Below are 26,766 nucleotides of genomic sequence, written 5' to 3'. Positions count from 1 at the left end.
TGTTAGTCATTCTAGCACATGCCAAATCAGCATGCAATTGTAGACTGTTCAAACAGAATAGGTGTGCTATAATCACGGTGTTTTGCCAAATCAACACGAGGCTCCAAATTTATGCAATTACTCTATTTAAGCTTAGATCAACTAGAAGCCGACCCAAGCGGAATTCGCCAAGATCAAGGCGATATTGCTGCACTCGCTGCAACGATTGCCGAACAAGGCCTGTTGCAACCACTTGGGGTTATCGGCATTGGCGCAGATCGCTATCGCGTGGTGTATGGCGGGCGACGCTTGGCAGCCATTAGCTCGCTCGGCTACGAACGCGTGCCCTGCATCAAGCTTGATCTGCAAGAAGCTGACCGCCTGACCCAGCAATTGGCCGAAAACGTGGCCCGCTTGGATCTGAACGATCTTGAAAAAGCGGTGGCCTTCAAACGGCTGCGCGATCAACTGAATGAAGTTGGGGTAAATGGCGACCTCGATGAGGAAGTTGGCAAGCGGGTTGGCTTGGTTGGTCGCTCGGTACGCCGCTATTTGAGCTTGCTTGATCTGCCCGAGGAAGTGCAAGCCTTGCTGCGCAATGGCGATTTGAATGTAACCCAAGCTCAGCATATTCGGCGCTTGCCCAACGAACGCCGCCAAGTTGAGCTAGCACGCTATGCTGCTGATGAAGGTATGTCAGCGGCCCAAATCAGCGGTTTGGCTGCCTATTTGACTGCCAACCCCGAGCTTTCGGTTGAGGCTGCGCTCGATGCGCTCGAAGGTGGCTTGGAACTACGCACCGAACGCATCGGCGAAGTCGAGCAAACTGGCGGTCGATTAAGCCGTGGCTCGACCGAGAGTGCTGGCCTTGATCCCGATGATGCTGATATTTGGGATGATGAAGACGAACGCATTCAGCATGAGCATGATCAATTCTTCGCGGTGGTTGAAGAAACCGAAGCCAAGAAAAATAAATCGCGGGTTTTCCGCATTCGTTCGCTCGATCAAATGGTCGATGAAACTGATCGGATTTCGCGGGCGGTGCACGAGGGCGATTTCAGCAAATGGCTGGAAAGCGATGAAAATGCGCCCTTCAAAGTACGGCTCGTGCTCAAACAAATCGAAACCCTGAGCAAAGCCCTGCGCAGCACCTTGCAAGACCAAGGCTGGGAAAACGAGGAATAAACCAAAGGAGGAATTATGAAGGAGGAATTATGAAGGAGGAATTATGAAGGATGAGGGATGAAGAGCGAGGGGCAAAGGTAAGGATGAATGATGAGGGTAAATCTGTGGAATCTGTGGCCAAAGAAGCCTTCGCGATCTTCGCGTGCTTCGTGGTTTCCTTAGCCGAATCCCTGAACCCTGAACCCTAAAACCTAGCCCCTCAGCAAAAAACAAGGGCGGCTGCAAGTTTGCTTGCAACCGCCTTTGACGATTAGGGTTATGGCTGATCAAGCCAACGCTTATTCGAACGCTTCCCAGTGTTCGGGTGACCGCCACAAGCTTGAAAGAATTAGCTCACGAATTGAGAGAAATTCTTTTGGCAAGCGGTCGTAAAGTTTGATGAACAATTCTTCGTGCGAAAGAATTTCCTTATTCCAATCATCGCGATCAACCGACATCAACTCGTGGAATTGATCTTCGTTGAAGTTGAGGCCGCTCCAATCAAGGTCTTGGTAGCGTGGCATCCAGCCAATTGGGCTTTCGATGGCAACTGCATGGCCGTGAGCACGTTCAACCACCCACTTGAGCACCCGCATATTTTCGCCGAAGCCTGGCCACAAGAACTTGCCATTTTTGTCTTTACGGAACCAGTTGACACTGAAGATCCGTGGTGGGTTTGGAATGGTGCGGCCAAACTGCAACCAGTGATTGAAGTAATCGGCCATATGGTAGCCCACGAATGGAAGCATTGCCATTGGGTCGCGGCGCACTTCGCCGACTGCCGACATTGCTGCTGCTGTGGTTTCCGAACCCATGGTTGCTGCTTGATAGACCCCGTATGTCCAGTTGAAGGCTTGGTAAACCAATGGCATCAAGGTGCTACGGCGACCACCAAAGATAAAGGCTTCAATCGGCACACCTTGGGGGTCTTCCCAAGCTGGGTCGATACTTGGACATTGGCTGGCTGGTGCGGTAAAGCGGGCATTAGCGTGGGCTGCTTTACGGCCACAATCAGGAGTCCATTCTTGGCCCGTCCAGTCGATTGCCTTGGCTGGTGGGGTTTTGGTCATGCCTTCCCACCAAATGTCACCTTCAGGCGTGAGCGCAACGTTGGTAAAGATTGTATTTTTGCTCAAGGCAGCCATGGCATTTGGATTGGTGTCTTCGGACGTGCCTGGAGCTACGCCAAAATAGCCGCTTTCTGGATTGATTGCATACAATTTGCCATCTTTGCCAGGCTTAATCCAAGCAATGTCATCGCCGACCGTGGTTACCTTCCAGCCATCCATTGCAGTTGGTGGAATCAGCATTGCAAAGTTGGTTTTGCCACAAGCACTGGGGAAGGCAGCAGCTACATAGGTTTTTTCACCAACTGGCGATTCAACCCCAAGTACCAACATATGTTCAGCCAACCAACCTTCGTCGCGGGCCATATTCGAAGCAATCCGCAGGGCGAAGCATTTCTTGCCAAGCAAAGCATTGCCACCATAGCCGCTACCATACGACCAAATCGAGCGTTCTTCAGGGAAGTGCACGATATATTTTTCTTTTTCGTTACACGGCCACGAAACATCGGCTTGGCCTGGTTGCAGTGGTGCACCAACCGAGTGCAAACAAGGAATAAAGTGACCAGTTTCGCCCAGCACAGCATACACATCACTGCTCATACGGGTCATAATCTTCATATTGACCACAACATAGGGCGAGTCGGTCAATTCAACCCCAATGTGGGCGATTGGTGAGCCAAGTGGCCCCATGCTGAATGGTACGACGTACATAGTTCGACCACGCATTGAGCCATCGAACAAGCCGTTCAATTTTTCCTTCATTTCCTTGGGATGCATCCAGTTATTGGTTGGGCCTGCATCACCTTTGCTCAAGCTACAAATGAACGTGCGATCTTCGACGCGAGCAACGTCGGAAGGATTTGAACGAGCCAAATAGCTATTGGGGCGTAATTCGGGATTCAATGGAATAAAAGTTCCAGACTCAACCAAGCGCCCACACATCAATGCATATTCTTCGTCAGAACCATCACACCAATACACATCGTCGGGCTTGCACAAGGCAACCATTTCTTCGACCCAACGTTTGAGTTCTTGATTGCGTACATAGGCTGGTGCGTTCATAATACTGATTCCTCCAATGCTTCGCGATGTCGGGTTTTCTGTGAACCCCCTGCACGCCATCGCGAACCTGTCTATAGAATACCAGCCTACTTCTAAACTTAAGGAAAAACTTCACAACTTAAGGCAGAGGGATGACAACAAAGCCGAGGGATGAAGGCAAAAATCAGAAGGCAAAAACTATAAGTACCAAGGAATGAGGCGCAAGCTTTGTATAAGTAGGAACCTCATCTAGGCAATCTGTGCCAATCTGTGGCTAAAAAACCTTCGTGCTCTTTGCGGTTTCTCACATGACTGACCCCTAGCCCCTGACAACTGGCCCCTCAGCCCTACTTCGCCCCAGCCAAATTGAGCAATACACCCTCTAGGGCCAATTGCGGGCTAACATTCTCGCGAATTTGGGTTACTGCATCGTTAATGCTCTTGAGCGTTTTATGAATCGCTGCTAACGGCAACCGCGCCAACGCTTGTAAATCATCGATTCGATCGATATTAATCAGGCCTTGCTGTGTGCCAGCGGCGGTCAGCAGCACATCGCGCCACCAAACTTGCCATAGTTCAAGCATCGCAAATAGTTCATCGCGCTCACGATTGGCTTTGCTCCAGCCTTCGGCCCATTTGAAACGCTCAACCAACGGCTTGCTTGGCAACTCGATCAAACTCTCAAGTTGTTCGGCGCGAGCTTGCAACAAGTCGGGCGATTGCGCCACCGTAGCGGCCCAACCGATGCGGCCTGCACTCCAAGCAGCCACAATCGCCGCATCATCAGGACCAATTTGCCAGCGTTCGATTAAGGCTTGGGTTACTTGTTGGCGCGGCACTGGGCGTAATTTGAGCACATGACAGCGTGAGGTGATCGTTGGTAACAAATCGCCAGCACTATTGGCGACCAAAATCAAGGTGGCAAATGGTGGTGGTTCTTCAAGCGTTTTGAGCAAAGCGTTGGCAGCTTGTTCGGTCATGGTTTCAGCATCGTGCATAATAAACACCCGCCGTCGCCCTTCGTAAGGTCGCAGCGCAATATCAGCCTGCCATTCGCGCACGGTGTCGATGCCCAAACGGGTCTTGATGCTTTCACTGGCCTTTTGTTGGGCGGCCTGTTCAGCTAAACCTACAATCCGTACATCGGGGAAATTGCCCTTAACAATCCGCTTGCAAGCGCGACAGTTGCCGCAAACATCACCATTGTTGGCTTCACAGTTGAGCGCTTGAGCGATGTGTAGCGCGAGGGTTGCTTTGCCAATATTCGGCAAACCCGTCAGCAAATAGGCATGGCTGGCTGCATTACGGGCAATTGCCAAGCGTAATAATTCGACCGCCCACTCATTTCCGATGATATTCCATGCTCCCACCGCTGTACACTCCAATCCATCCAACGATTGATCTATTTGAGCCATGATACCAAGAAAATAACCTAGTACCAAATAGCTGAATGTGAGGTAAATAGATGCCAACGATTAGCCGCATGCAAGCAACTCAAATTGAGCAAGCCGCCGCCTTTATGGCCCAATTTCAACACGATCCCAGCACCCATTTGGGGTTTGCTGGCCCACAAGCCGAACAAATTGCCCAAACCTGGCGTGAACTTGAGTTTCCCATCGAGCAACAATTTGCCTTGGCCTTCGAAGCAGATCAGTTAATCGGCTTAATTGGCTTGGAGCAAATTTCCGATACAGGCCGCGCTTTTTTGTGGGGGCCAATTGCCTTAGGCGAACATCGCTTTGAACTGGCCGATGCGTTACTCGCTGAATTGTTGCCAGAACTCCAAGCCCACGTAACCATGATCGATATTTTTTGCAATTTGCAAAATCAATTTGTGCGTGATTGGGCTGCTCGCCAGCAATTTTACCAGCGCAATACCCACGCAATTTTAAGTTACAAACGTTCACAATTAACTGAACATGTAACTGCTGGTGATGTTGAAAGCTTGCCAGTCGAATTACATGCAGCCTTCTGCGAATTGCATGATCAACTATTTCCCCAAACCTACTACAGTGGCAGTCAAATTCTCGAACGAATCAATCACGATCGCCAAGTATTTATTGTGCGTGATGCTGAGCAACTACTTGGCTACATTTATACTGAACGCCAACCAGAGTTTGCAGAGGCAGGCATTGAATTTGTGGGTGTTGCACCTGCGGCCCGTGGCCAAGGGATTGCCGCTAAAATTATGCAATATTGTTTAGCATGGATTTTTAGCGTAGAAACAATTCAAGAGCTAGAATTAGTTGTCGATCAGGATAATCCAAGTGCGCTTAAAGTATATGAACGTGCTGGCTTCACGTTATTGCACGAAATGATTAGCTTACGTCGTGATGTCGTAGCTCAATAATCAAACAATATAGCGAATATTTGAAAATAGCGTGTTATTGCACGCTATTTTCTTATTTAAGCGCCAATTCTTGCTATTCAGCTAACTGAATCATATATCAACTAGGCATGAAGCAATAGGCTTGGGTATAACTAAAACGATTTTAATCTATCAAGCTATATACATAACGGTGTATTAATTATTTTTACAACTTGAGCTATAATAGAGTACGCATTGCGAGAAACATGTTGTATACTTTGATTCTCCTTTCTCAATGATGCGTAGAGGAGTCTTTATGCAACGACGTATGTTGTTACATCATCCGACCCGCGACCATTGGTTGGTGATCGCTGCAACGGATTCGCAACCATGTACTGCCGTCTCAGAACCCCTCCACCCTGATCAACTTGGCTGCCCCTTGGCTACGTTTCCATTGCACTCCCTTGAACAACACGCCGAGCCATTCGATTTGGCCGATTATGTGTGTATCCGAACGAATCGTGAGGAAAGCACTGCCAACGAAATCGCCGACATGCTCAATAGTGCAATTATGATGGAGCTTGATCAAACCGCCGTAACGCTTGGCTTTAGCGAAGGCGATCAGTTTTTCAAACAGCAGCCCCAACGCTATATCCAAGAGATTGAGCATTGGCTCAACACGCCGCCATCCAATTTAAACCTCGAATATTTGTTGATCGATCAGACTGAAACCCAGGCACTTTTTCAAATTCGTGACCCAACAACACGCCAAGCATGGCGTTTGACCCGCACATTGCCAACCGCTGAGGCCAAGCCCAACGGAATTGGTTGGGGTTGGTCGGCCTAAATAGGCAATACCCCACCGAAAATCATCAATTGATCGACGGTGGGGTAAACTTAGGCTAGAATGGTGGTTAGGTTGTTTTAATGGTGATTGCTAAATTACCCCACCAACCTTGCTTTGGGCATCGCGCGGCTTGCCCCAATAAATAATCTGTTTCCAAGCATCGGTTGGCTCATCGGCAAATACCATCACCAGATCGCCACGCTGTGCGCCATCTAAGGCCATGGCAATCGCCTCGCGCTCGTGACGCGTATAGTGAATATTGCTCTCAGCAAAGCCCGCCTCGGCTAAACCCTCGCGAATATAGCCAGGCATTTCGCCCTCTTTGCGGCCTCGCAAACTGGTATCTTCTTTGATGATGATCTGATCGAAAACCCCTGCCCCTAGCAAACGCCCAATCTCACGCGCATCAACCTCACGCCGATCGCCAGGCACCGAGATCACACAGATCGCTTTGCCTTCGCGTGGCAATTGACGCACGACATCGATCAAGTTGCTGACTGCTGCCGGATTGTGCCCATAATCCAAAATTACGCGGAAAGGATGTTCATCAAAGACATTCAAGCGCCCAGGCGTTTGGTAGAACGAGGTGGTGAAGGTGCGCAAGCCTTGGCGAATATTTTCGATGCTAATACCCAAGCTATAGGCCAGCGCCGCCGCCGCCATGGCATTGGCAACATTGAATTTAGCCCGACCTTCCAAGGTGGCCGGAATCAGGTGTGTCCACAAGAGCGGAATATGGCGGCCCTTATCGTAGAGCGTCACCATATCGCCGTTGACCCCTTTTTCAACCACAATCGCCCGCCCGCCAACTTGAACTTGCTCGCGCACCAAGGGATTAGCCGGATCAAAGCTGAAGTAGAAGGGCTTGGCCCGCGTTCGCGCTACCAATTTTGCCACCAGCGGATCATCGGCATTCAACACGGCCCAGCCATCACGCTTAATCACTTCGATGATCAGCGATTTAACTTTGGCCATCTCTTCGAGTGTATCGATGCCCCGTAGGCCAAGGTGATCGGCGCTGATGTTGAGAATTGCGCCAACATCAACTTCATCATAGCCCAAGCCTTCGCGCAAAATGCCACCCCGCGCGGTTTCCAACACAGCAGCATCAACCGTCGGGTCGCGCAACACCATGCGGGCCGATTTAGGGCCAGTCATATCGCCGCGCAACACCCGCTCACCGTCGATATAAATCCCATCGGTGCTGGTCATGCCAACGTGATAACCCGCCATCTTGAGAATATGCGCGGTCATCCGAGCAGTGGTGGTTTTGCCGTTGGTGCCAGTTAATGCTGCCAGCGGAATGCGGCTTGGCGTGCCCGCCGGAAATAGCATATCGATCACTGGGCCAGCAGCATCGCGCGGCGTGCCCTCGGATGGCGCAACGTGCATGCGAAAGCCAGGTGCTGCATTAACCTCAACAATCCCGCCGCCAACTTCGCTAACCGGACGGCTAATGTCAGGAATAATAAAATCAATGCCCGCAACATCCAAGCCCACAATTTTGGCAGCCCGAATCGCAATTTGGGCATTTTCATAGTGAATCATATCGGTGCGATCGATCGCTGTGCCACCAGTTGAGAGGTTGCCAGTTGAGCGCAAATAGAGCACTTGGCCTGCTTCGAGCACGGTTTCTAAGCTGACTCCAGCTTTTTCCATGCAGCGCTCAGCTTGATGATCGATCTCTAGCTTGGTCAAGACATTTTCGTGGCCAACCCCACGCCGTGGATCGCTATTGACGATTTCGACCAACTCAGCCACTGTCCGTTGCCCATCACCAACCACATGGCCAGGCACACGCTCAGAAACTGCCACCACCTCGCCATTAATCACCAAAACCCGATGATCACTGCCTGGCACAAGTTCTTCAACAATCACATACGAGCGATATTCTTGGGCTTGGGCGAAGGCAACTTGAACTTCTTCCTCAGTGGTTAGGCCAATCGAGATACCACGGCCATGCGAGGCATCCAAAGGCTTGACCACCAAGGGATAACGCAAACGTCGCGCAGCTTGCACCGCACCCTCAGCCGAACGCACCACCCGCTGTCGTGGCACAGGTAAACCAGCATCTTCCAACAATTTATTGGTTAGTTGTTTATCTTGGGCTACTTCGACCCCGATATGGCTAGTTTGCGAGGTAATTGTGGCTTGAATGCGCTTTTGATATTTGCCATGACCAAATTGTACTAACGAATGTTCGTTCAAACGCAACCATGGAATCCCACGCTCCTCGGCGGCCTTGACCAGCGAGGCAGTTGAAGGGCCAAAGGCCAAACGTACCGCCATCCGCGCCAAATCTTCTTTTTCGCGCACCAGATCAAAGGTGGCTCGTTCGGCAGCAGGCATGGCTGAAGGCAAGTGTTCAGGCAACAAAAATTGAATCAAACGCAACGCCAGATTAGCCGCCTCGATCCCGACATCCTCTTGACCATACTGAAAAATCACAAAATACTGGCCATCTTGGCCTGTGCCACGGGTTTTGCCTTGGGTTACGTAGGTTCCGGCCAAACATTGCAACTCAAGCGCCAAATGCTCCATCACATGGCCGAGCCATGTACCATCGCGCAGCCGCTCCACAAAGCCACCTGGTCGCCCCAACGAACAATGATGATCATCGAGGCTGGGCACGAGCGCCAACAAGCGATCAACAAAATCACCCAACAAATGGGTTGGATAAGCCTCAAGCTCCTCAAGATCAACAGTCATGTTGATGGCTGGCTTATACAACCAATAGTTAGGCCCACGATAGACGCGCGTGTCGAGAATTTTCATCGGGAAACCTCCACAGAATAGTGGCAATGGGTAGGCTAGAATTTGGGGAAATGCGAGTGGGTGGCGCAGCGTTGAGCCACGTTGCGCCGTATTGTACCACGAGCAGCGAGCGCGGCAAGAGGCTGGCTAAATTTCTGAGTCGGCGGCTGGCTGTTCAAGGCTAGGGGCAACTGGCAGCGCAGGCATCACCACTGGCGGAATTACTTCACGCTTGATCAGATCATACGACCAGCCATGAGTTAGCACATGCAATTTTACGCCAACGATCGCCTCTTTTTGGCCAACTTTGAGCTGATGAATATTGCTATAGGTAATTCCAGCGCCATCAACCACCGTCACCGAGCCTTCACCAATCACCTGCATCAGATGATCATCGTCGATCTCGGCGGCGGTATTTTCATCAAGGCCCAATCCAATCAGATACGGATTAAAGCTGACTGCCGCGATTAGCCGCCCCAGCCGATGGCGAGCGCCAAAGTGTTGATCAAGCACAACCCGATTGGTTAGCCCAAGCCCTGGCCCAAATTGCACCATGCCATAACGTGGCACGAGCCCTTTGGCCCCATAGGCGATCATATGGGCACTCATCGCCGAAGCGCCCGCACTCGTGCCCGCCACCGGAACCCCCCGCGCGTTAGCTCGCCGAATAGCTGTGGCAACAGGCGTGCCACCAAGCACCGCCGTAAGCTTCAATTGATTGCCACCGGTCATAAAAATTCCGGTCGCTTGGGCAATAATTTCGGTTGCAGCTGGATCATTGGCATTGATCCGTTCGCGCACTGGCAATAATTCGACGCTGGCAACGCCTAATTTACCAAACACCTCAAGGTATTCGCGGCCACCATCCGGCAACTCTGAAGCGGTCGGAATAACTACGATGCGAGCGTTAGAGCCGCCTGCAAGCTCAAAAAAACGTAATAAAATTAGCCGTCTGCGCTGCAAATCCATTGCACCGCCAATTGGCAGCAACGCACCGCGAACGTGTCCATCTGGCACTGGCGAAGGCATTGGGTGTCCTTCCATCAACTGGAGTAGCGTGAAAGCTGCATTATTACGGATAGCAGGCTATTGTGCAAGTTGGAGCTAGGGGTCAGGGGCTAGGGGTCGGGGATCGGAAGTTAGCTGGTTTTTGAAACCACGAAGAACGCGAAGTGCACAAAGGAGCCAGAGGTCAGGGAGCAGGGTTCAGTTTCGTTACGAATTATATGTATTTCACTGCATTTTGGCTTGGCTTTATTACCTGACCTCTAACCTCTGGCCCCTAGCCCCTGCTCTCTAAGCCCTCACTGCTAATCAACCGCTAGTTCTTCGGGGCTGATAAAGAAATCGACAGCGCCGCTACCAATTTCATAATATGCCCCAATCACTGCAATTGTGCCAGCCGCCTCGAAGCTTTGGACGACCGGATTTTGACGCAAACGGGCGACTTGGGCGCGAACATGCTGAGTCACGGCCTCGCGCATGCGGGCTTTTTCGTCGCGAATCGCTGGCAAGCGCTCACAAACCGGTCGAATTTGTTCGATCAGGTAGCGAATATTGGCTGATTCTTTGGCAATCTGCTCGTCGCTGGCTAAGGCAGCCTTGACCGCGCCACAGCCTTCATGGCCCATTACCACAATCAATTTGCACTTAAGATGCGAGATCGCATATTCGATGCTGCCTTGAGTAGCCGGATCAACAATCTGGCCCGCAACCCGCACCACAAACAAATCGCCCAAATTACGGTCAAAAATCATTTGCGGCGGCACACGGCTATCCGAGCAGCCAAGAATCACCGCAAATGGCGTTTGACTAATAATTTGCGAACGGCGTTGATTGACGCTGACTACTGTGCGCTGGGTTTCGCCGCTAAAAAAGCGCTCGTTGCCCTGTTTCAAGGCCTCGATTGCTGCGGATGGTGTATCAACCTCAGGCCCGCGCAGGTTGGCAATATCTTCCATTGAGGCTCGCCCACGAATCGCATCAAGCAGGCGGCGATCAATATTCTCATCAGGAAACTCCGACATAACGCTCCTTATAGATAGGTATCAGGTGTCAATTTGATCCACGAAGAGCACAAAGGACACAAAGGGGTCGGGGATTAGATTTAAGCTCTAGGCGCTTAGCCAATTATTCGGGTAATTCGTGCAATTCGTGGCTAAAAAATTCATCCTTCGCGCTCTTCGCGATCTTCGTGGTTTCGGCCTTTACGTTCTTCGTGTGCTTCGTGCCCTTCGTGGATCAAAACGCGCCCTATGTTCTATGTCCGTTCTGGCTCAAGGCACGAACATGAGCCGCATGATCGGGAGCCAACACAATCGATTCGCCCACGAGAATTGCATCAACACCCCATTCGCGCAGGGTTGGAAGCACGTCAGGGCCATGGATGCCACTTTCGGCTACCAACACAGGCCGCTGAGGGTCGCCGATCGCAGGCAAACTAGCACTAACCCGTTGAGTGGTAGCAATATCAACCCTAAAACTATGCAAATCGCGGTTGTTAATGCCGATGATTTGGGCCTGCAATGCCTGAGCACGGGCCATTTCAGCCTCAGTATGTACCTCAACCAAGGCTTCCATGCCCAAGCCATAGGTTAATTGATACAACTCATGCAGTGTTTGATCATCAAGCATGCCCACGATCAACAAAATTGCATCGGCTCCTGATACGCGAGCCTCATAAATTTGATAGGGATCGTAGAGAAAATCTTTGCGCAACAAGGGCGTAGCATAGCCCAATCGATCAAGGTGCTCATGAATTGAGCGTAAATAGATTAAGCTGCCTTGAAAAAAGCGCACATCAGTTAACACCGAAATCGCCGCCGCCCCATTGCTGGCGTAGGTTTCAGCTAGTTCAGTCGGGTTGAAATTCTCCAAAAAGACCCCTTTGGATGGACTGGCCTTTTTGACCTCAGCGATCAGGCTAATCCGATCAGGCTGACGCAAGGCTTGGCGCAAACTACGCGGCTTGGGGGCGTTACCAAGTTGTTGTTCAAGTTTCGCTTGGGGTATCTTCAATTTTTGGCGCTCGACCTCGGTGCGTTTATGGGCAAAAATCTGATCTAGAATTGTCGCAGTCATCAGAAACCTCGTGGGCTAGAAACCGGTGTGCATGCCGCTAGAGTAGCATATCGTTGCGGGCTATGCCAATTGGCTTTATTGTTGGGAGGCAACAATTCGTGAGTGCGATTTATGGGCGTTTTGATTTCGCCGATGCAACTGGTCAGCCCCAAGCGTTGGAGTTTCGTCAACCCTTGGCAATCTACCAAGCAACGACCAGCGCCGAGGTGCTGACGACGATTCAAGCCGCTCAGGCAGCGGCACAGGCTGGGGCGTATGTGATTGGCTATGTGAGCTATGAGGCAGCAACAGCCTTTGATGCGGCGTTGCAATGTTATCCGCCAGCCGCGTTGCCGTTAGTTTGGTTTGCTGCCTTTGCCACGCCCCAAGTGCTCGAACCAACGGCGCAGCAGTATCAACTCTCGCCGTGGCAACCGACAATTAGCCTTGAACACTACCGCCAAGCGATCGAGGCAATTCATGCGGCGATTGCGCGAGGCGAAACCTATCAAGTTAACTATACTTTGCGGCTACGAGCCACGTTTAACGGCGATCCACTAGCCTTTTATCATGATTTGCGGGCGGCTCAAGCTGCCAACTATTGTGCTTACCTCAATCTTGGTGAGTATCAAATTCTCTCGGCTTCACCTGAACTCTTTTTCGATTGGCGTGATCAGCGGTTAACCACCAAGCCAATGAAGGGTACGGCTCCGCGTGGACGTTGGCCCGAAGAAGATCAACGTTTGGCCCATCAATTATTGGCCTCGGAGAAAAACCGCGCCGAAAACTTGATGATCGTTGATCTGTTGCGTAACGACTTGGGACGAGTTGCGGCGATTGGCAGCGTTGGCGTGCCACGTTTATTCGAACTCGAGCGCTATCGCACCGTTTGGCAGCTGACCTCAACCGTAGCAGCCAAAACTAAGCCCAACACTAGCCTACTCGATATTCTGCAAGCGCTCTTTCCCTGTGGCTCGATCACGGGTGCGCCCAAAGTCAAAACCATGGAACTGATTCGCCAGTTCGAGGCTGATCCACGGGCGGTTTATTGTGGGGCGATTGGTATACTACGGCCTGATGGCAGTGCTACCTTTAATGTAGCAATTCGCACCGTCTGGATCGACCAACAGCGCCAGCAGGCCGAATATGGCGTGGGCGGCGGCATTACCTGGGATTCGCAGGCTGACGATGAGTATGCTGAAGCCCAACTGAAAGCCCAATTGTTGACCGAGCGCTGGCCCCAATTTGATTTGATTGAAACGCTGCGTTGGGATGGTCAGCGTTACTGGTTGCTTGAACACCATTTACGGCGTTTGAGCGATTCGGCGGCCTATTTTGGCTTTGGCTACGACCAAAGCGCCGTGCTGAACGCACTCAATCAGCATAGCCTAGGCTGCTCAAGTGCGCTGCGAGTGCGCTTGAACCTCACCCATGAAGGTGATATTTCAATTAGCAGCAGCCCGCTAACCGCGACCGCTGATGGTCAAAAGGTTAGTTTGGCGACAACAGCGGTTAACTCCCAGAACCGCTTCCTCTACCACAAAACGACTAACCGCAGATTGTATGATGAGTTCACCCAACAATCCCCCGCAGATTTTGATGTATTACTCTGGAATGAGCATGGCCAATTGACCGAATTTACCAGAGGCAACCTCGTGCTTGAACTTGATGGCCAACGTTGGACTCCCCCAGTTGAAGTTGGCTTATTGGCTGGAACCTATCGCGCCGAATTATTGCAACAACGAGCAATCCAAGAGCGTACTTTAGTCCTAGCCGATCTTTGGGCGGCCAGCAAAATTTGGCTGATTAACAGTGTTCGCGGCTGGGTATTAGTTGAGTTAACTACTACAGAAGTTACCATTTCAGGCGAATAACACCCTAGGTACTAGTACTAAAGGTATAGTCAAAAGTGGTATAACGCGATGTGTTATATCACTTTATACTCATATAATCGCGATATGTGTGTACATTTGTGTAGCTAAGTAACTATTAACTGATTCACCTATAACGGTGATCAAAGAGAGGACTAAAGAATGCGCTTTGGGTGATAGACATAGGTTAGGTGGATAGATTAAGGTAGTACCAAGGTAATTTAACCTACTCGCCATGTGTCGCCGTGAGAAGCGCAGATGGTAGCCAGTGTAGAACGTGTAGATGAGGTATGTTATGCCAACCACAGCACACCTACAACAATTAGCGAGAACGGTTCCAGCAACCATTCCCAAGTTGGAATCACCGTTTCCCGCGCAAATCCATCCATTGGCAGCGGAGGTTCAACAGCAGACGACCAAATGGGTGCTTGAACAAGGTTTATTGAGCGAAGCGCGGCGTAAAGCTTTTCTTGATTACAACTATACCTTGTTGATTGCCCGTTGTTATCCGTATGCGAGTGTTGAGCGGCTGCAAATTATCAGCGATTGGAATGCTTGGCTGTTTGAGCTTGATGATCAATGTGACGAAGCGCGAATTGGCCATGACCCTCAAGCATTGGCTCGCTTGCACAATCGGCTTGGGGCAGTTATTCGCGGAGCCACGGTTGATGCTGACGAACCACTACTCGTCACAGCCCTCGCTGATATTATGGGCCGGATGCGGGCGCTAGCACCACGGGCATGGTTTGAGGTTTTTACCCAACACGTTGATGATTATTTTATTGGCAACCAATGGGAAGCCCACAATCGCCTGCATTCGATTATTCCCAGCGAAATTGAATACTTACACTATCGTAAATTTACTAGTGCAGTGGCGATCTATATTGCATTTATTGAATTTATGAATGCAAGTTATTTAACAGCTGCTGAACGTCAATCAATCGACTTACGCAATCTACAAAATTGGACGAACCTTGTACTGAGTTTATGCAATGATCTTGTTTCAGTTAAAAAAGAATTACGTCAAGGCGATTGGCATAATTATGGAGCAATTGTTGCATTACAACGAGGTATTAGTATTCCTGAAGCCTTAGAAATTGTCGCCAATGAGCATAATCACTGTGTTCAACAATTTATAACAACCAACACTCAACTGAAAAATTGTAGCGTGGCACTTCAAAAAGTATTAAACGGTATGATGACATTGATGCGCGGAAATTATGATTGGTCGGATATTACCAGCCGTTATGCTACTAAACTTACCGAATTGTCGTATGCTGCATGAAACGTAGAGATGAATTATTTGCTGAAACAACCAAATTGCATTAGGTTTGTCAAGCATCTAGGAGATTGACTCAATGCCAACCCGTACTACATTGCATCACTTAGCCACGCTTATGCCTCGTGATCTTCCGGTGCTCTATTGCCCATTTCCAGCGGCGATTCATCCCGATGCGGTTGCGATTCAAGCCTCAACCCAAGCATGGGCTGATAGCTTCGGCCTGCTTGACGATTTGGAAACCCGCATCTCCTTTAATCAACGTGGCTATGGTACCTTGATGGCACGAGCTTACCCCAATGCATTGGCCGAGCGCATGCCAACCATCGCCGATTGGAGTACCAGTCTCTTTCTCTTAGATGATCAATTGGATCGCTTTGGCCGTGAGCACGATGCTGGAGCCATGGCAACCCTCCTGCAACGCTTGATGAAGGTGCTCAAAGGCTCGCCAGCCAAGCGCCACGATTTGCCAATTGTGCAAGCAATGGGCGATGTAACCAGTCGCCTTGTGCAAGGTTCTCCCGAAGCTTGGCAACACTACTTTTTTGATTCATTGCGCAAATCGTTTGCAGCAGTACAATGGGAAGCCAATAACCGTGCTCAGGGCTATATTCCAACCCAAAAAACCTATGCAATGCAACGATTGTATACCAGTGGTACGTATTTATGCTTGGCCTTAATTGAATTTGGCAATAACGATTTTTTGCATCCTCAAGTGCGTTTGCATCCAATGGTGCGGCGTTTGTGTGAATATGTGAATCGCGTGGTGTTCTACTCGAATGATATTATTTCGTTGCGCAAAGAATTATTAGCTGGAGATTGGCAAAATTTGGTGTATCTCGTGCATGCTCAACATCAGTTACCAATCGGCGAAGCATTAAATTATGTCGCCCGTTTGCATAATGATACAATCAACCAATTCACTCGTGAACGCATTATGCTCGATAAATTGGCTCCTGAGATTTGTTCGCCAAGTTTGTATCGCTTTGTCGATGGTTTAGCTACCTGGATGCGAGCAAACCACGATTGGTCCACCATGACCTCTCGTTATCAGACATCTACCGAGGAATCCCATGGATCTCAGTATTGTGCGTGAACGCCTGTTGCAGGTTGTTATTTCATTGACGGTCATCATTGGTGTGTTTGGTTTAGCGTTTTTAGGATTAGGAACTGTATTTTCGAATACAGTTCTTTTAATAGTTAGTAGTATTATGGGAGTAAATGCGCTCATCTGTGGTTTTATGTGGTATGGTTACGATAATTATACTAACACCACAGTTGTCTGGTCAATTGGGGCAAGTTTACTGTTTTCAACAATTATGTTGGCTTTGATCCAGCCAGTTTTATCAACTGGCTATATGTTTACCCCATTAATTGTAGCAATTACCGGGCTACAATATATTTCTAATGAGCAAAAAGGTACGATTGTGGTTACTTCAATTAGTAGCAGTATTGTGGCTTTTTTTGCTGGTTTATTTAGCCCATTTAAAGAATATCAAGTCTTGTCATGGTTTGTCTATTTGAATGCAGCAGTGATTATCGGCATCTTTATTATTATCGGCTTTTTGTTGTGGCAATTCAATCAACGCTTGATTAGTATGATCGATTCGATTACTGAATCGAACGCTGCATTGGCGCTCAAAAATGAGGTTTTGCTCTCAACCAACGGCGATTTAAAAAAGCAAATTGAGCTGGAAAAACAATTACGTGAGCAAATTGCTGATCTGGAAGTGCCAATTACCGAATTAGCCCACGACGTGATTTATGCGCCAATTGTTGGTCACCTTGATGATCAACGGATCGATACCTTCCGCGAAGCTTTGTTGAAACGTGTTCACGAACAACGTGCCCGCGCCGTCGTGCTTGATGTTACCAGCATTGCCCATATCGATACCTATGGCTGCGGTTTGCTGACCCAAACGATTCAAACAGTCAAATTGCTGGGAACTCAAGTGATACTTTGTGGTATTTCGGCCTCGATGGCGATGATTCTGACCAACTTGGGGATTTCGTTTGGCGAAGATCTGCGGGTGGCCCGTAGCCCAAGCGATGCGATGCACTTGCTCGGTGTCAGCGAAAAGCAGTTGATGGTTGGTTAAATCTGCCTGTCGGTCGAATGATGAATCGCGGCTTCCCTCTTGCGATGGATTGCAAGAGGGTTTTTTGTGGTTAAATAACCAGCATGCCGAGATAGATTTAGAGGGAGTCTGCTGATGCTACTGACATTAACAACCACCCATACGCCTGCAACCGACTTGGGCTTTATTTTGCATAAGCATCCCGATCGGGTGCAAACCTTCCCACTCCCCTTTGGCGCGGCCCATATCTTCTACCCCGAAGCCAACGCCGAACGCTGCACCATCGCCATGTTGCTTGATGTTGATCCGGTGGCGTTGGTGCGCGGCAATCGTGGCGGCGAGGGTATGCTCAGCCAATATGTCAACGATCGCCCGTATGTGGCTTCGTCGTTGCTATGCGTTGCCATGGGTGATGTTTTTTCGAGCGCCATGGCTGGAGTTTGCAAAAAACGCCCAGAATTGGTCGATTTGGTGTTGCCTCTAACCGTCGAGTTGCCAGTTGTGGCAGTGCGAGCGAAGGCTGGTTTAAGCTTAATTCAACGGTTGTTTGAACCATTGGGCTATCAGGTTAGTGCCGAGCCGATCGCGAATGATAATTCGGCAAATAGCTATCTTGCGCTTAAATTAAGTGCCAATCTCACGGTTAAACAACTGCTCACGCACATATATGTGCTCATCCCTGTGTTAGATAATGCTAAGCACTATTGGATTGGCAACGATGAGGTGAGCAAATTGTTACGCAAAGGCGATGGGTGGTTGGCGCAACATCCAGAATGCGAGTTGATTACAACCCGTTATTTGCGCTATCAAAAAAGCCTCACAAGTGCTGCGCTTGAGCATTTACTCCAAGCAGTTGCGCCTGAAACTACAACCCAAACCGAGCCAGATCAGGCGCAAGTGAGCGAACCAAGCGAACGCCAAAGCCTGCATACTCAGCGCCATAGTGTGATTGTGCAGCGTTTGAAGGCCAGTGGAGCACAACGGATTCTCGATTTGGGCTGTGGCGAAGGCAAGCTTTTGCGCGAATTGCTCAAAGAGAGCCAATTTAGTGCGGTAGTCGGCATGGATTTGAGCACCCGTTCTTTGGCAATCTTGAAGCAACGGATTGAACGCTTGTCCGAACGTCAAAGCCAACGCTTGAGCTTGCTGCATGGCTCTTTGCTCTATCGCGATGCTCGATTGAAAGGCTTCGATGCCGCCGCAATCGTCGAAGTTTTGGAGCACCTTGAGCTTGGGCATTTGGCGGCGTTTGAACAAACTGTATTTGGTTTTGCCCGCCCAAAATTGGTGCTCGTAACCACGCCCAACCGTGAGTACAATCAATTGTTTCCAAGTTTGCCCGCCGATCAGCTGCGCCACCGCGATCATCGTTTTGAATGGACGCGGGCGGAATTTGCAGCTTGGGCCGAACGAGTCGCGGCAAGCCACAACTATCGCGTCAGCATCGAACCGTTGGGGCCAGAAGATCTCAACCATGGTGCACCGTCGCAATTGGGGGTGTTTGAAGATGCAACCTAAACTGCACTTGGCGCTCGGAACCCACGTGGTGCTGTTGCGCACGATCGATCATCAGGCCAAACATAGCGTGGCCCAAGTGGTTGCAACGCCCTGCGAACATAGCGAATATTACACGGTGCGCTGTGTTGATGGTACGGTTTTGCAACTCACTCGCCAAGATTTTGGCCTGCGCAAGCAATTTAACGATCCATTGTTGAGCTTGGAGCAACCGCAACTCACTGAAAACCGCCAATGGATTCAGTATCGTTGTGTGGTTGGCTCACGTGCCTACGGCTTGAATACGCCCGAATCGGATACTGATTGGCGTGGTTTTTTCGTGCCACCAGCAACGGTCAATTGGGGCTTGGCGACTGTGCCCGAACAATATGAATTTGTTGAAACCCAAGAACACTATTGGGAAGTGCAAAAATTTTTGAATTTGCTGTTGCGTGCCAATCCAAATGCGCTTGAATGTTTATATACCGACTTGGTTGAACATGCCTCGCCGTTGGCCTTGGAGCTACGTGCGATGCGCCATAAATTGCTGACCAGCCGAATCTATCAAAGCCATAACAGCTATGTGTTGGCCCAATTTCGCTTGCTTGAGCGCGATTTACGCACCCATGGCAGCTTGCGCTGGAAACATGTGATGCATTTGATTCGCTTGTTGCTGAGCGGCATCCACGCTTTGCGCCATGGCGAATTACGGTTGCGCCACGTTGCCGAACACGATCAACTGATGGCGATTCGCGCTGGCGAATTGGAATGGGATACGATTAATCGTTGGCGAATCGCCCTGCATGCTGAATTTGAACAAGCCTATGCTGCAACCAAACTACCAATTTTGCCCGATCTAGCGGCGGCGAATGCTTGGTTGCTCCAAGCACGCCGCGCCCAAGTGGACTAAGGAGCTGGTTTCATGGAATTAGGAATACCTGAATTATCGTTGGTAGTATTGATTGGGGCTTCTGGCTCAGGCAAATCGACCTTTGCGCAGCGCTATTTCAAGCCAACCGAAATTATTTCGTCCGATGCCTGTCGCGCAATGCTCACCGATGATGAAACTGATCAATCAGTCTCAGCTGATGCCTTTGATTTGGTTTACACCATTGCCGCCAAGCGCCTAGCCTTGGGCCGTTTGACCGTGATCGATGCGACCAATGTGCAGGCCGAAGCACGGAAACCGTTGCTGGCCTTGGCTCGCCATTACCACGTTTGGCCCGTGGCGATTGTGCTGCACACGCCTGAACGCGTTTGTTTGGAGCGTAATTTAGGCCGCCCCAATCGCGATTTTGGCGATTTTGTGGTCAAGCGCCAAATCGATAATTTGCGGCGTTCGCTGCGCACGCTGCACGACGAAGGCTTTCGGGTAGTGCATAACGTTACACCTGAGCAGGTTGATAGCGTTGAAATTGTGCGCCAACGCGCTTGGAGCAACCGCAAAGCCGAGCATGGCCCCTTCGATATAATTGGCGATGTGCACGGCTGCTACCCTGAACTTGAGCGCTTGCTGCTGGAATTGGGCTATAGCATCAACCTCACGCCAGGCCATAATTATGGCTTTACGGTCACGCCGCCTGCTGGCCGTCGCGCGGTGTTCGTCGGCGATTTAGTTGATCGCGGGCCAGATTCAGTTGGGGTGTTGCGCTTGGTGATGAGCATGGTTGAAACGGGCGCAGCTTTGTGCGTACCTGGCAACCACGACGATAAAATGGCACGAGCCTTGGCTGGACGTAAAGTCAAACAAACCCATGGACTGGCCGAAACCATGCAAGCTTTAGCCGAAACTGATGAGACGTTTCGCCAAGCAGTCCGCCATTTTATCGAAGGCATGGTCAGTCATCTGATCTTTGATGATGGCAAGTTGGTGGTGGCACACGCTGGCATGAAGCAAGAGTTACAAGGCCGGATGTCGAAGCGGGTGCGTGAATTTGCCTTGTATGGCGAGACCACAGGCGAAACCGATGAATTTGGCTTGCCCGTGCGCTATCCGTGGGCCAAAGAATATCGGGGCGAGGGCTTGGTGGTCTATGGTCATACGCCAATTCCCCAACCCGAATGGCTGAACAACACGGTTGATATTGATACTGGCTGTGCCTTTGGCGGAGCACTCACCGCGCTGCGTTATCCCGAACGTGAGTTTGTGCGAGTGCCAGCCTTTGCCCAATATGCCATTCCCAAACGGCCTTTAGAAATGAATGCGACCCAACTTTCAGCCCAGCAAGCCCATGATCAAGTGCTCGATTTGAGCGATTTTCAAGGCAAGCTGCAAATCAGCACTAGTTTGATCAGCCAAATCAACCTGCGCGAAGAACAAACCAGCGCCGCCTTGGAAGTGATCAGCCGTTTTGCCATCGAGCCACAATGGCTGATTTACTTACCACCAACGATGTCGCCTTCTGAAACCAGCCAACTTGGCAGTTTCTTGGAGCATCCTGCCGAAGCCTTAGAATATTATCGGCGGGCGGGGGTCAACGAAGTTGTATGCGAAACTAAGCATATGGGTTCGCGGGCGATTGTGATTATCTGCCGCGATAGCGAGGTTGCTCGTGAGCGTTTTGGGGTAACTGGTGAGCAGATTGGCGTGTGTTACACCCGCACTGGGCGGCGCTTCTTCAGCGATCCTGAGCTTGAAACGGCATTTCTGCAACGGCTACAACAAGCAATTAGCACGCTTAATTGGTGGGAAAGCTTCGATTCAGGCTGGTTTGCCTTAGATTGTGAAGTGCTGCCGTGGTCGGCCAAAGCGCATGATTTGATTCAAAATCAATATGCGCCAGTTGGAGCTGCCGCAACTGCTAGCATGAGCGCGGCCCAAGCCGCGTTGCGCCAGACCGTCACGCGCATGCCCGAATCGGTTGAGTTGCAAGCGTTGATTGCCCATACCCAACTGCGCCAACAGGCGGTGCAAGGCTATGTTGAGGCCTACCAACACTATTGCTGGCCTGTGCGCAGCCTCGATGATTTGCGTTTAGCCCCGTTTCATCTCTTGGCTTGCGAACAACGCCCATTGTATGATCGTGACCACGAGTGGCATATGCAAACTTTGGCAGCCTTGGCCGAGGCCGAGCCGCGTTTATTGGTAGCCACACCCTATCGCGTGGTCGATTTGCACGATCAAACCAGCGTTGAGCAAACGATCGAATGGTGGCAAAAACTGACAGCGGCGGGCGGTGAAGGTATCGTCATCAAGCCCAAACAATGGGTTGTCCAGAATGCTCGTGGTATCGTGCAACCTGCGATCAAATGTCGTGGCGCTGAATATCTGCGCATCATCTATGGACCTGAATACGATTTACCCGAAAACTTGGAGCGCTTACGCCAGCGCGGCCTGAGTGGTAAACGTTCGTTGGCGCTGCGCGAATTTGCCTTAGGCCTCGAAGCCCTTGATCGTTTTGTCAATCGTGAGCCATTGCGCCGCGTCCATGAATGCGTTTTTGGGGTGCTTGCCCTTGAAAGTGAGCCAATCGATCCAAGGTTGTAAGGCTTGGGGATCAGTTGTTGGGGGTCGGGGATCGGGTTTGATCCACGAAGGACACGAAGTGCACGAAGGAGCGAGGAATCAGGGGCCAGAGTGTAGGGATCAGGTTTGATCCACGAAGGACACGAAGCGCACGAAGGGGAGTGAGGCTGAAGGCTATCGGATTAATGAGCTACCACAAAATATTCCGATAGCCTTCAGCCAATAGACTCACTCCCTGAACCCTAGCCCCTTACCCCTGGCCCCTCGTGCCTACTTCTGATAGCGCGTAATCAAAAAGCCATGTTCTTTGAGAAATTGCAAGCTGAATTTAGCGACCATGCGGTGTTCGGGCTGACTGGGCGCAGCAAAATGGCTAATAAAATAACGCTCACCATAGTAAAACTCAATCTCGGTCGGCGTAATACTAAATGGTGGGGTAGCCATCAGCGGCGCATATTCTAAAGTGATAATCATCTGCTGGCCGCCAACAGGCAATAATTGATCGATCGTCGCGCGATAGTGGTTACGCATCTCGTGGGGCAAAGCAACCAAGGCCGCCCGATCATAGACTAAATCGATGTTGCCAACATCGGCGGTGGTTAAACTTAAGACATCGCGATTCAGGATCGTAATATTGCCGGAAACATAGGTAGTTGGGTTTGGCTGCACATAATCAAGCTCTTGCTCAACAAAAAATTGCTCAATCGCGGTGGTCACCAACTCCACTCCAATCACAGCCTCGGCATATTGGCTAAACCAACGCAAATCATTGGTTTTACCACATAAGGGCACCAGCACCCGTTTGCCCTGCAAAAATTCGGGCGTAGCAAAATGCTCAACATACGGGTGAATATCGCGCCGATGAAAGCTGGTTGCGCTACCACCTTGTTGCCAAGAATTGATCCAAAATGTTGCTTCCATTGCAGGCTCCTTAATTCTCACACAAAGGTGCAACCGATGCCCCAAGCAAATTGCTGGCGAGAAAAGGGGTGCATGGGCTAACCGCATCACAATGGTGATTATCCTACACGCATCTCACACTTGATTCAAATATTAATTGCTCATAATTAATTAACATCCTATTAATAAAACCTTGGTTAAAGGTCGTTAGACTAACGCCTATCATTTGGCCTTGGTTAATTTTTTAGCTCTTTTAAGGAGTCTGTATGTCGCTTTCGCGTCGCCAGTTATTGTTGGGCGCTGCGCTAGGGGCCACAGGCGCAGTCGTTCATGAGGATGTTGGGGCAGCGCCGCTGCAACCCTCGACAACTGAAGCCATGGCAACTCCGCCATTCGAGGTCATCGCGCTCTCGCGCATGGCCTACGGAGCACGTTCGGGCGATTTCGCCCGAGTTCGTAGTATGGGTTTAACTGCCTATGTCGATGAGCAGCTTAACCCTAATTTCAACAACGACACCGATTGTAACACCCGCATCGCCAACGCCACCTTGCGCATCGTCTATGCCGCTGGCACGGGCTTTCCGGCCATGGATGAAATGCGTGGCCTCGTCACCCTCAACAAAACCCAGCCCGAATTATGGGAATTGCGTGTACATCCGTCTAACACCGAGCGCATTCGCCCAATCGATGAAGTCGTAGCCGCTAATTGGATTCGCGCAATCTACAGCAAATGGCAATTATTCGAGATTATGACCGACTTTTGGCATAATCACTTCAACGTTTGGGCCTATAGCGATACGCGCATCTCTTCGCTTTGGCCGCACTACGACAAAAGCGTCATTCGCGCCAATTGTTTTGGTAACTTCCGCAGCTTCCTCGAAGCAGTTGCCACCAGCCCAGCCATGCTCTATTACCTCGATAATGCGACCAGCCGCGACGGCCCCGCCAACGAAAATTATGCCCGCGAACTGTTTGAATTGCACACCTTTGGTTCGCAAAACTACCTCAATAATATTTACGACAACTGGCAAGAAGTACCGCGCGATTCCGAAGGCCGCCCTGTTGGCTATATCGACCAAGATGTGTATGAGGCGGCCCGCGCCTTTACAGGCTGGACAGTAGCCGATGGAACAGGCGGCATTCCCAACACGGGTTTATTCCATTATCTCGATACATGGAACGATAATGCCCAAAAGATTGTGCTGGCCAACTTCTTAAATGCCAATGCTGGCCCCCAAGCCCATGGCAAAGCCGTGTTGGATCTTGTGGCCAAACATCCGGCCACGATTCGCAATCTTTGTACTAAACTCTGCCGCCGTTTGGTCAGCGATAATCCACCGAGCACGCTGGTAGATAAAGCAGTAGCAACCTGGACAGCCAATTATTCAGCACCTGATCAGATTAAGAAAACTATTCGTACAATTTTGCTGGCTCCCGAATTTTTGAGCACATGGGGCGGCAAGATTCGCCGACCAAATGAAGTTGTCGCCGCCTATTTGCGCTCAACTGGAGCCGAAGTTAAACCGAGCGCCGAGCTATTTACCTGGGTTACCTTGGCGGGTTATCGCATGTTCAATTGGGCTACACCAACGGGCCACCCCGACGAAAGTGGCTATTGGAGCAGCAGCAACGCCCTGCTCAATACCTGGAACTTATTATTCCACTTGCAGCAAAGCTACTTCCCGCCTGCAACCTTCGATTTGCAAGGCCAAATGCCAGGCAGCGTTACCACCGTGCGCCAAATTGTCGATTTCTGGATTATGCGCATGCTAGGCTATCAGCCTTCAGCCTTGGTCAAAACCAAATTGCTCAAACTGATGGGCCAAAACGGCAACCTCGATCAACCACCAACTGGAACCGCCAATGACATTAAATTACGCTTGAGCAGCCTTGTGCATATGATCGGCATGCTCCCTGAATTTTATACGCGCTAGGAGGCTGCAATGGATTTAACTCGTCGTCAATTTGTGGTTGGCTGTAGCAGCGCGATTGCAGCTATGGCCGGTGGTCGTTTGGGTGGTTTGGCCTTTGCCGAGCCAGGTGATATTAACCGTGATATTTTTGTCGTGGTGTTTCTGCGTGGTGGTTGCGATGGCATCGGGATTGTTTCGCCGCTTGATGATGCTAATTTTCAAGCCGCCCGTAGCACAATCACTTTTCCAGGTAGTGGCACAGGCGCTGGCTTTGAATTAGGTTCATTGAGCAATGTGCCGTTTTGGTTGCACCCCAAAGCTGCTGCCTTCAAAGAACTCTACGATAGCCAAGATTTGGCCTTTATTCACGCCAGCGGCTTGACCAACGGTACACGCAGCCACTTCGATGCCATGGATTTTATGGAACGTGGCACGCCCGACAATAAATCGACCAGCACTGGTTGGCTGACCCGCCATATGGCCGCCACGCGTCCCGACGGGGTTGTGCCAGTCATGTCAACGGGCTCAGCCTTGCCCGCCTCGTTGCTTGGCAGCCCCAACGCCGTCACGATTTCGAACGTTCAGCGCTACGCAATGCAAGGTTATTCGACCTATGGGGCGCAACAACAAGCCTCATTAAACGAAATTTATAGCCAAACTGGCAGCTTGCTTGATGGCCCAGCCACCCGTTTGCTTAGCTCAATCGCCGCAGTCAAGGCGCGTAACCCCGCCAATCCCTATGTGCCGATTACCACCTATCCCGCTGGGGGCTTATCGGATTCGCTCAAAGCGATCGCCCAGATGATCAAACTAGACGTTGGTTTGCAAGTGGCGACGCTCGATTTTGGGGGCTGGGATACCCATGAATCGCAGGTGCCAATTTTGGGCAACCAACTTGATTTATTGACTCGTTCGCTGCATGCCTTCTACAACGACTTGGTTGATTACCACAGCAAATTGACGATTGTGGTGATGAGCGAATTTGGCCGCCGCTTGAAGGCCAATCGGAGTGCTGGCACCGACCATGGCCATGGCAATTTGGCGATGGTTTTAGGCGGCAACGTCAATGGTGGGCGGATTTTCGGGCGCTGGCCAGGCCTCGCCAATGCCCAACTCGACCATGGCGTTGATTTGGCGATCACCACCGACTATCGCACGATTTTGAGCGAAATTGTGGTGCGGCGCTTGCGCAACAATCGCTTAGGCTTGGTCTTCCCACAAATTAGCCAATATCAACCGCTTGGTTTGGTACGGGGTACAGATCTAACGATTGATTGGACTTCAGGCTTCCGCTCATATTTACCAATGGCCCGCCGCTAGCAGCATCATTGCGTTCAACAGCTTAATTATAGGGTTATTAGCAGCCATCCGAAATCTGGATGGCTGCTAATCCATGTTGGGATATATTACAAAAAGCCCTCGGTATCCGTAAAAGTCCATTTGCTTATACAATTACGACAGGATTTAGTAGCGCAGCTAAGCGGTTGATCAGAGCTTCAAAGGTTGCAACGAACGTGTGAGATCGCCAGCAACCTACGCTGATTG

At 50.5% G+C, this 26,766-nt stretch carries 19 protein-coding genes; 12 read left to right on the top strand and 7 right to left on the bottom strand.

Annotated features, from left to right (window positions below):
- Positions 1 to 111: 111 nt before the first annotated feature.
- Complete coding sequence (locus tag LCH85_12525; GenBank protein MCA0352814.1) at positions 112 to 1,164, top strand: ParB/RepB/Spo0J family partition protein; 1,053 nt, start codon at positions 112 to 114, stop codon at positions 1,162 to 1,164.
- A 278-nt stretch (positions 1,165 to 1,442) separates the two neighbouring features.
- Here the strand turns inward: LCH85_12525 and LCH85_12520 are convergent, their stop codons facing one another.
- Together LCH85_12520 and holB are read right to left on the bottom strand one after the other, a co-directional pair.
- The gene (locus LCH85_12520) at positions 1,443 to 3,272 is read right to left on the bottom strand and encodes a phosphoenolpyruvate carboxykinase (GTP) (GenBank protein MCA0352813.1); all 1,830 of its coding nucleotides are present in this window, start codon (positions 3,270 to 3,272) and stop codon (positions 1,443 to 1,445) included.
- Positions 3,273 to 3,598: 326 nt separating this feature from the next.
- Positions 3,599 to 4,621 (bottom strand): DNA polymerase III subunit delta', encoded by a 1,023-nt coding sequence (gene holB, locus LCH85_12515; GenBank protein MCA0352812.1) that lies wholly within the window; start codon positions 4,619 to 4,621, stop codon positions 3,599 to 3,601.
- A 95-nt stretch (positions 4,622 to 4,716) separates the two neighbouring features.
- Between holB and LCH85_12510 the strand changes: the two genes are divergently transcribed.
- Together LCH85_12510 and LCH85_12505 are read left to right on the top strand one after the other, a co-directional pair.
- Complete coding sequence (locus tag LCH85_12510) at positions 4,717 to 5,601, top strand: GNAT family N-acetyltransferase (GenBank protein ID MCA0352811.1); 885 nt, start codon at positions 4,717 to 4,719, stop codon at positions 5,599 to 5,601.
- A 274-nt stretch (positions 5,602 to 5,875) separates the two neighbouring features.
- Entirely contained in the window at positions 5,876 to 6,406 is a 531-nt protein-coding gene (locus LCH85_12505) for a hypothetical protein (protein MCA0352810.1), read from the top strand.
- A 90-nt stretch (positions 6,407 to 6,496) separates the two neighbouring features.
- Here the strand turns inward: LCH85_12505 and cphA are convergent, their stop codons facing one another.
- The 4 genes from cphA to trpC all read right to left on the bottom strand — a co-directional run bounded on the left by cphA (position 6,497) and on the right by trpC (position 12,241).
- Entirely contained in the window at positions 6,497 to 9,181 is a 2,685-nt protein-coding gene (gene cphA, locus LCH85_12500) for a cyanophycin synthetase (GenBank protein MCA0352809.1), read from the bottom strand.
- A gap of 126 nt (positions 9,182 to 9,307) precedes the next feature.
- Positions 9,308 to 10,189 carry a cyanophycinase gene (locus LCH85_12495; GenBank protein MCA0352808.1) on the bottom strand — a complete coding sequence of 294 codons (882 nt, stop codon included), beginning with the start codon at positions 10,187 to 10,189 and terminating at the stop codon, positions 9,308 to 9,310.
- A gap of 281 nt (positions 10,190 to 10,470) precedes the next feature.
- On the bottom strand, positions 10,471 to 11,187 hold the full coding sequence (locus LCH85_12490) for a carbonic anhydrase (GenBank protein ID MCA0352807.1): 717 nt from the start codon (positions 11,185 to 11,187) through the stop codon (positions 10,471 to 10,473).
- A gap of 226 nt (positions 11,188 to 11,413) precedes the next feature.
- A complete protein-coding gene (gene trpC / locus LCH85_12485; GenBank protein ID MCA0352806.1) occupies positions 11,414 to 12,241 on the bottom strand; it encodes an indole-3-glycerol phosphate synthase TrpC in 828 nt (275 codons plus the stop codon).
- 98 nt (positions 12,242 to 12,339) lie between these two features.
- Between trpC and pabB the strand changes: the two genes are divergently transcribed.
- The 7 genes from pabB to LCH85_12450 all read left to right on the top strand — a co-directional run bounded on the left by pabB (position 12,340) and on the right by LCH85_12450 (position 22,429).
- A complete protein-coding gene (gene pabB, locus LCH85_12480; protein ID MCA0352805.1) occupies positions 12,340 to 14,094 on the top strand; it encodes an aminodeoxychorismate synthase component I in 1,755 nt (584 codons plus the stop codon).
- A 292-nt stretch (positions 14,095 to 14,386) separates the two neighbouring features.
- The gene (locus LCH85_12475; GenBank protein ID MCA0352804.1) at positions 14,387 to 15,376 is read left to right on the top strand and encodes a hypothetical protein; all 990 of its coding nucleotides are present in this window, start codon (positions 14,387 to 14,389) and stop codon (positions 15,374 to 15,376) included.
- A gap of 73 nt (positions 15,377 to 15,449) precedes the next feature.
- Positions 15,450 to 16,466, top strand: coding sequence for a hypothetical protein (locus LCH85_12470; GenBank protein MCA0352803.1), 1,017 nt, complete (start codon positions 15,450 to 15,452; stop codon positions 16,464 to 16,466).
- Positions 16,444 to 17,469, top strand: a complete 1,026-nt coding sequence (locus LCH85_12465; GenBank protein MCA0352802.1) for an STAS domain-containing protein — start codon at positions 16,444 to 16,446, stop codon at positions 17,467 to 17,469. Before LCH85_12470 ends, LCH85_12465 begins: the two co-directional genes overlap by 23 nt.
- A 114-nt stretch (positions 17,470 to 17,583) precedes the next feature.
- The gene (locus tag LCH85_12460) at positions 17,584 to 18,966 is read left to right on the top strand and encodes a 3' terminal RNA ribose 2'-O-methyltransferase Hen1 (protein ID MCA0352801.1); all 1,383 of its coding nucleotides are present in this window, start codon (positions 17,584 to 17,586) and stop codon (positions 18,964 to 18,966) included.
- Positions 18,956 to 19,852, top strand: coding sequence for a nucleotidyltransferase domain-containing protein (locus LCH85_12455; GenBank protein MCA0352800.1), 897 nt, complete (start codon positions 18,956 to 18,958; stop codon positions 19,850 to 19,852). The genes LCH85_12460 and LCH85_12455 overlap by 11 nt, the downstream gene beginning before the upstream one ends.
- Before the next feature lie 12 nt (positions 19,853 to 19,864).
- Entirely contained in the window at positions 19,865 to 22,429 is a 2,565-nt protein-coding gene (locus LCH85_12450; GenBank protein ID MCA0352799.1) for a polynucleotide kinase-phosphatase, read from the top strand.
- A 249-nt stretch (positions 22,430 to 22,678) separates the two neighbouring features.
- On the opposite strand, the gene LCH85_12445 is transcribed toward LCH85_12450, so the two are convergent.
- Positions 22,679 to 23,329, bottom strand: a complete 651-nt coding sequence (locus LCH85_12445) for a thiopurine S-methyltransferase (protein ID MCA0352798.1) — start codon at positions 23,327 to 23,329, stop codon at positions 22,679 to 22,681.
- Positions 23,330 to 23,574: 245 nt separating this feature from the next.
- Between LCH85_12445 and LCH85_12440 the strand changes: the two genes are divergently transcribed.
- Both LCH85_12440 and LCH85_12435 read left to right on the top strand, forming a co-directional pair.
- Positions 23,575 to 25,242, top strand: coding sequence for a DUF1800 domain-containing protein (locus LCH85_12440; GenBank protein ID MCA0352797.1), 1,668 nt, complete (start codon positions 23,575 to 23,577; stop codon positions 25,240 to 25,242).
- Between the two features lie 9 nt (positions 25,243 to 25,251).
- Complete coding sequence (locus LCH85_12435; protein MCA0352796.1) at positions 25,252 to 26,541, top strand: DUF1501 domain-containing protein; 1,290 nt, start codon at positions 25,252 to 25,254, stop codon at positions 26,539 to 26,541.
- Positions 26,542 to 26,766 lie beyond the last annotated feature (225 nt).

This window comes from Chloroflexota bacterium (assembly GCA_020161265.1).
GTDB lineage: Bacteria > Chloroflexota > Chloroflexia > Chloroflexales > Herpetosiphonaceae > Herpetosiphon.
This window is presented reverse-complemented; position numbering and strand designations above follow the sequence as displayed.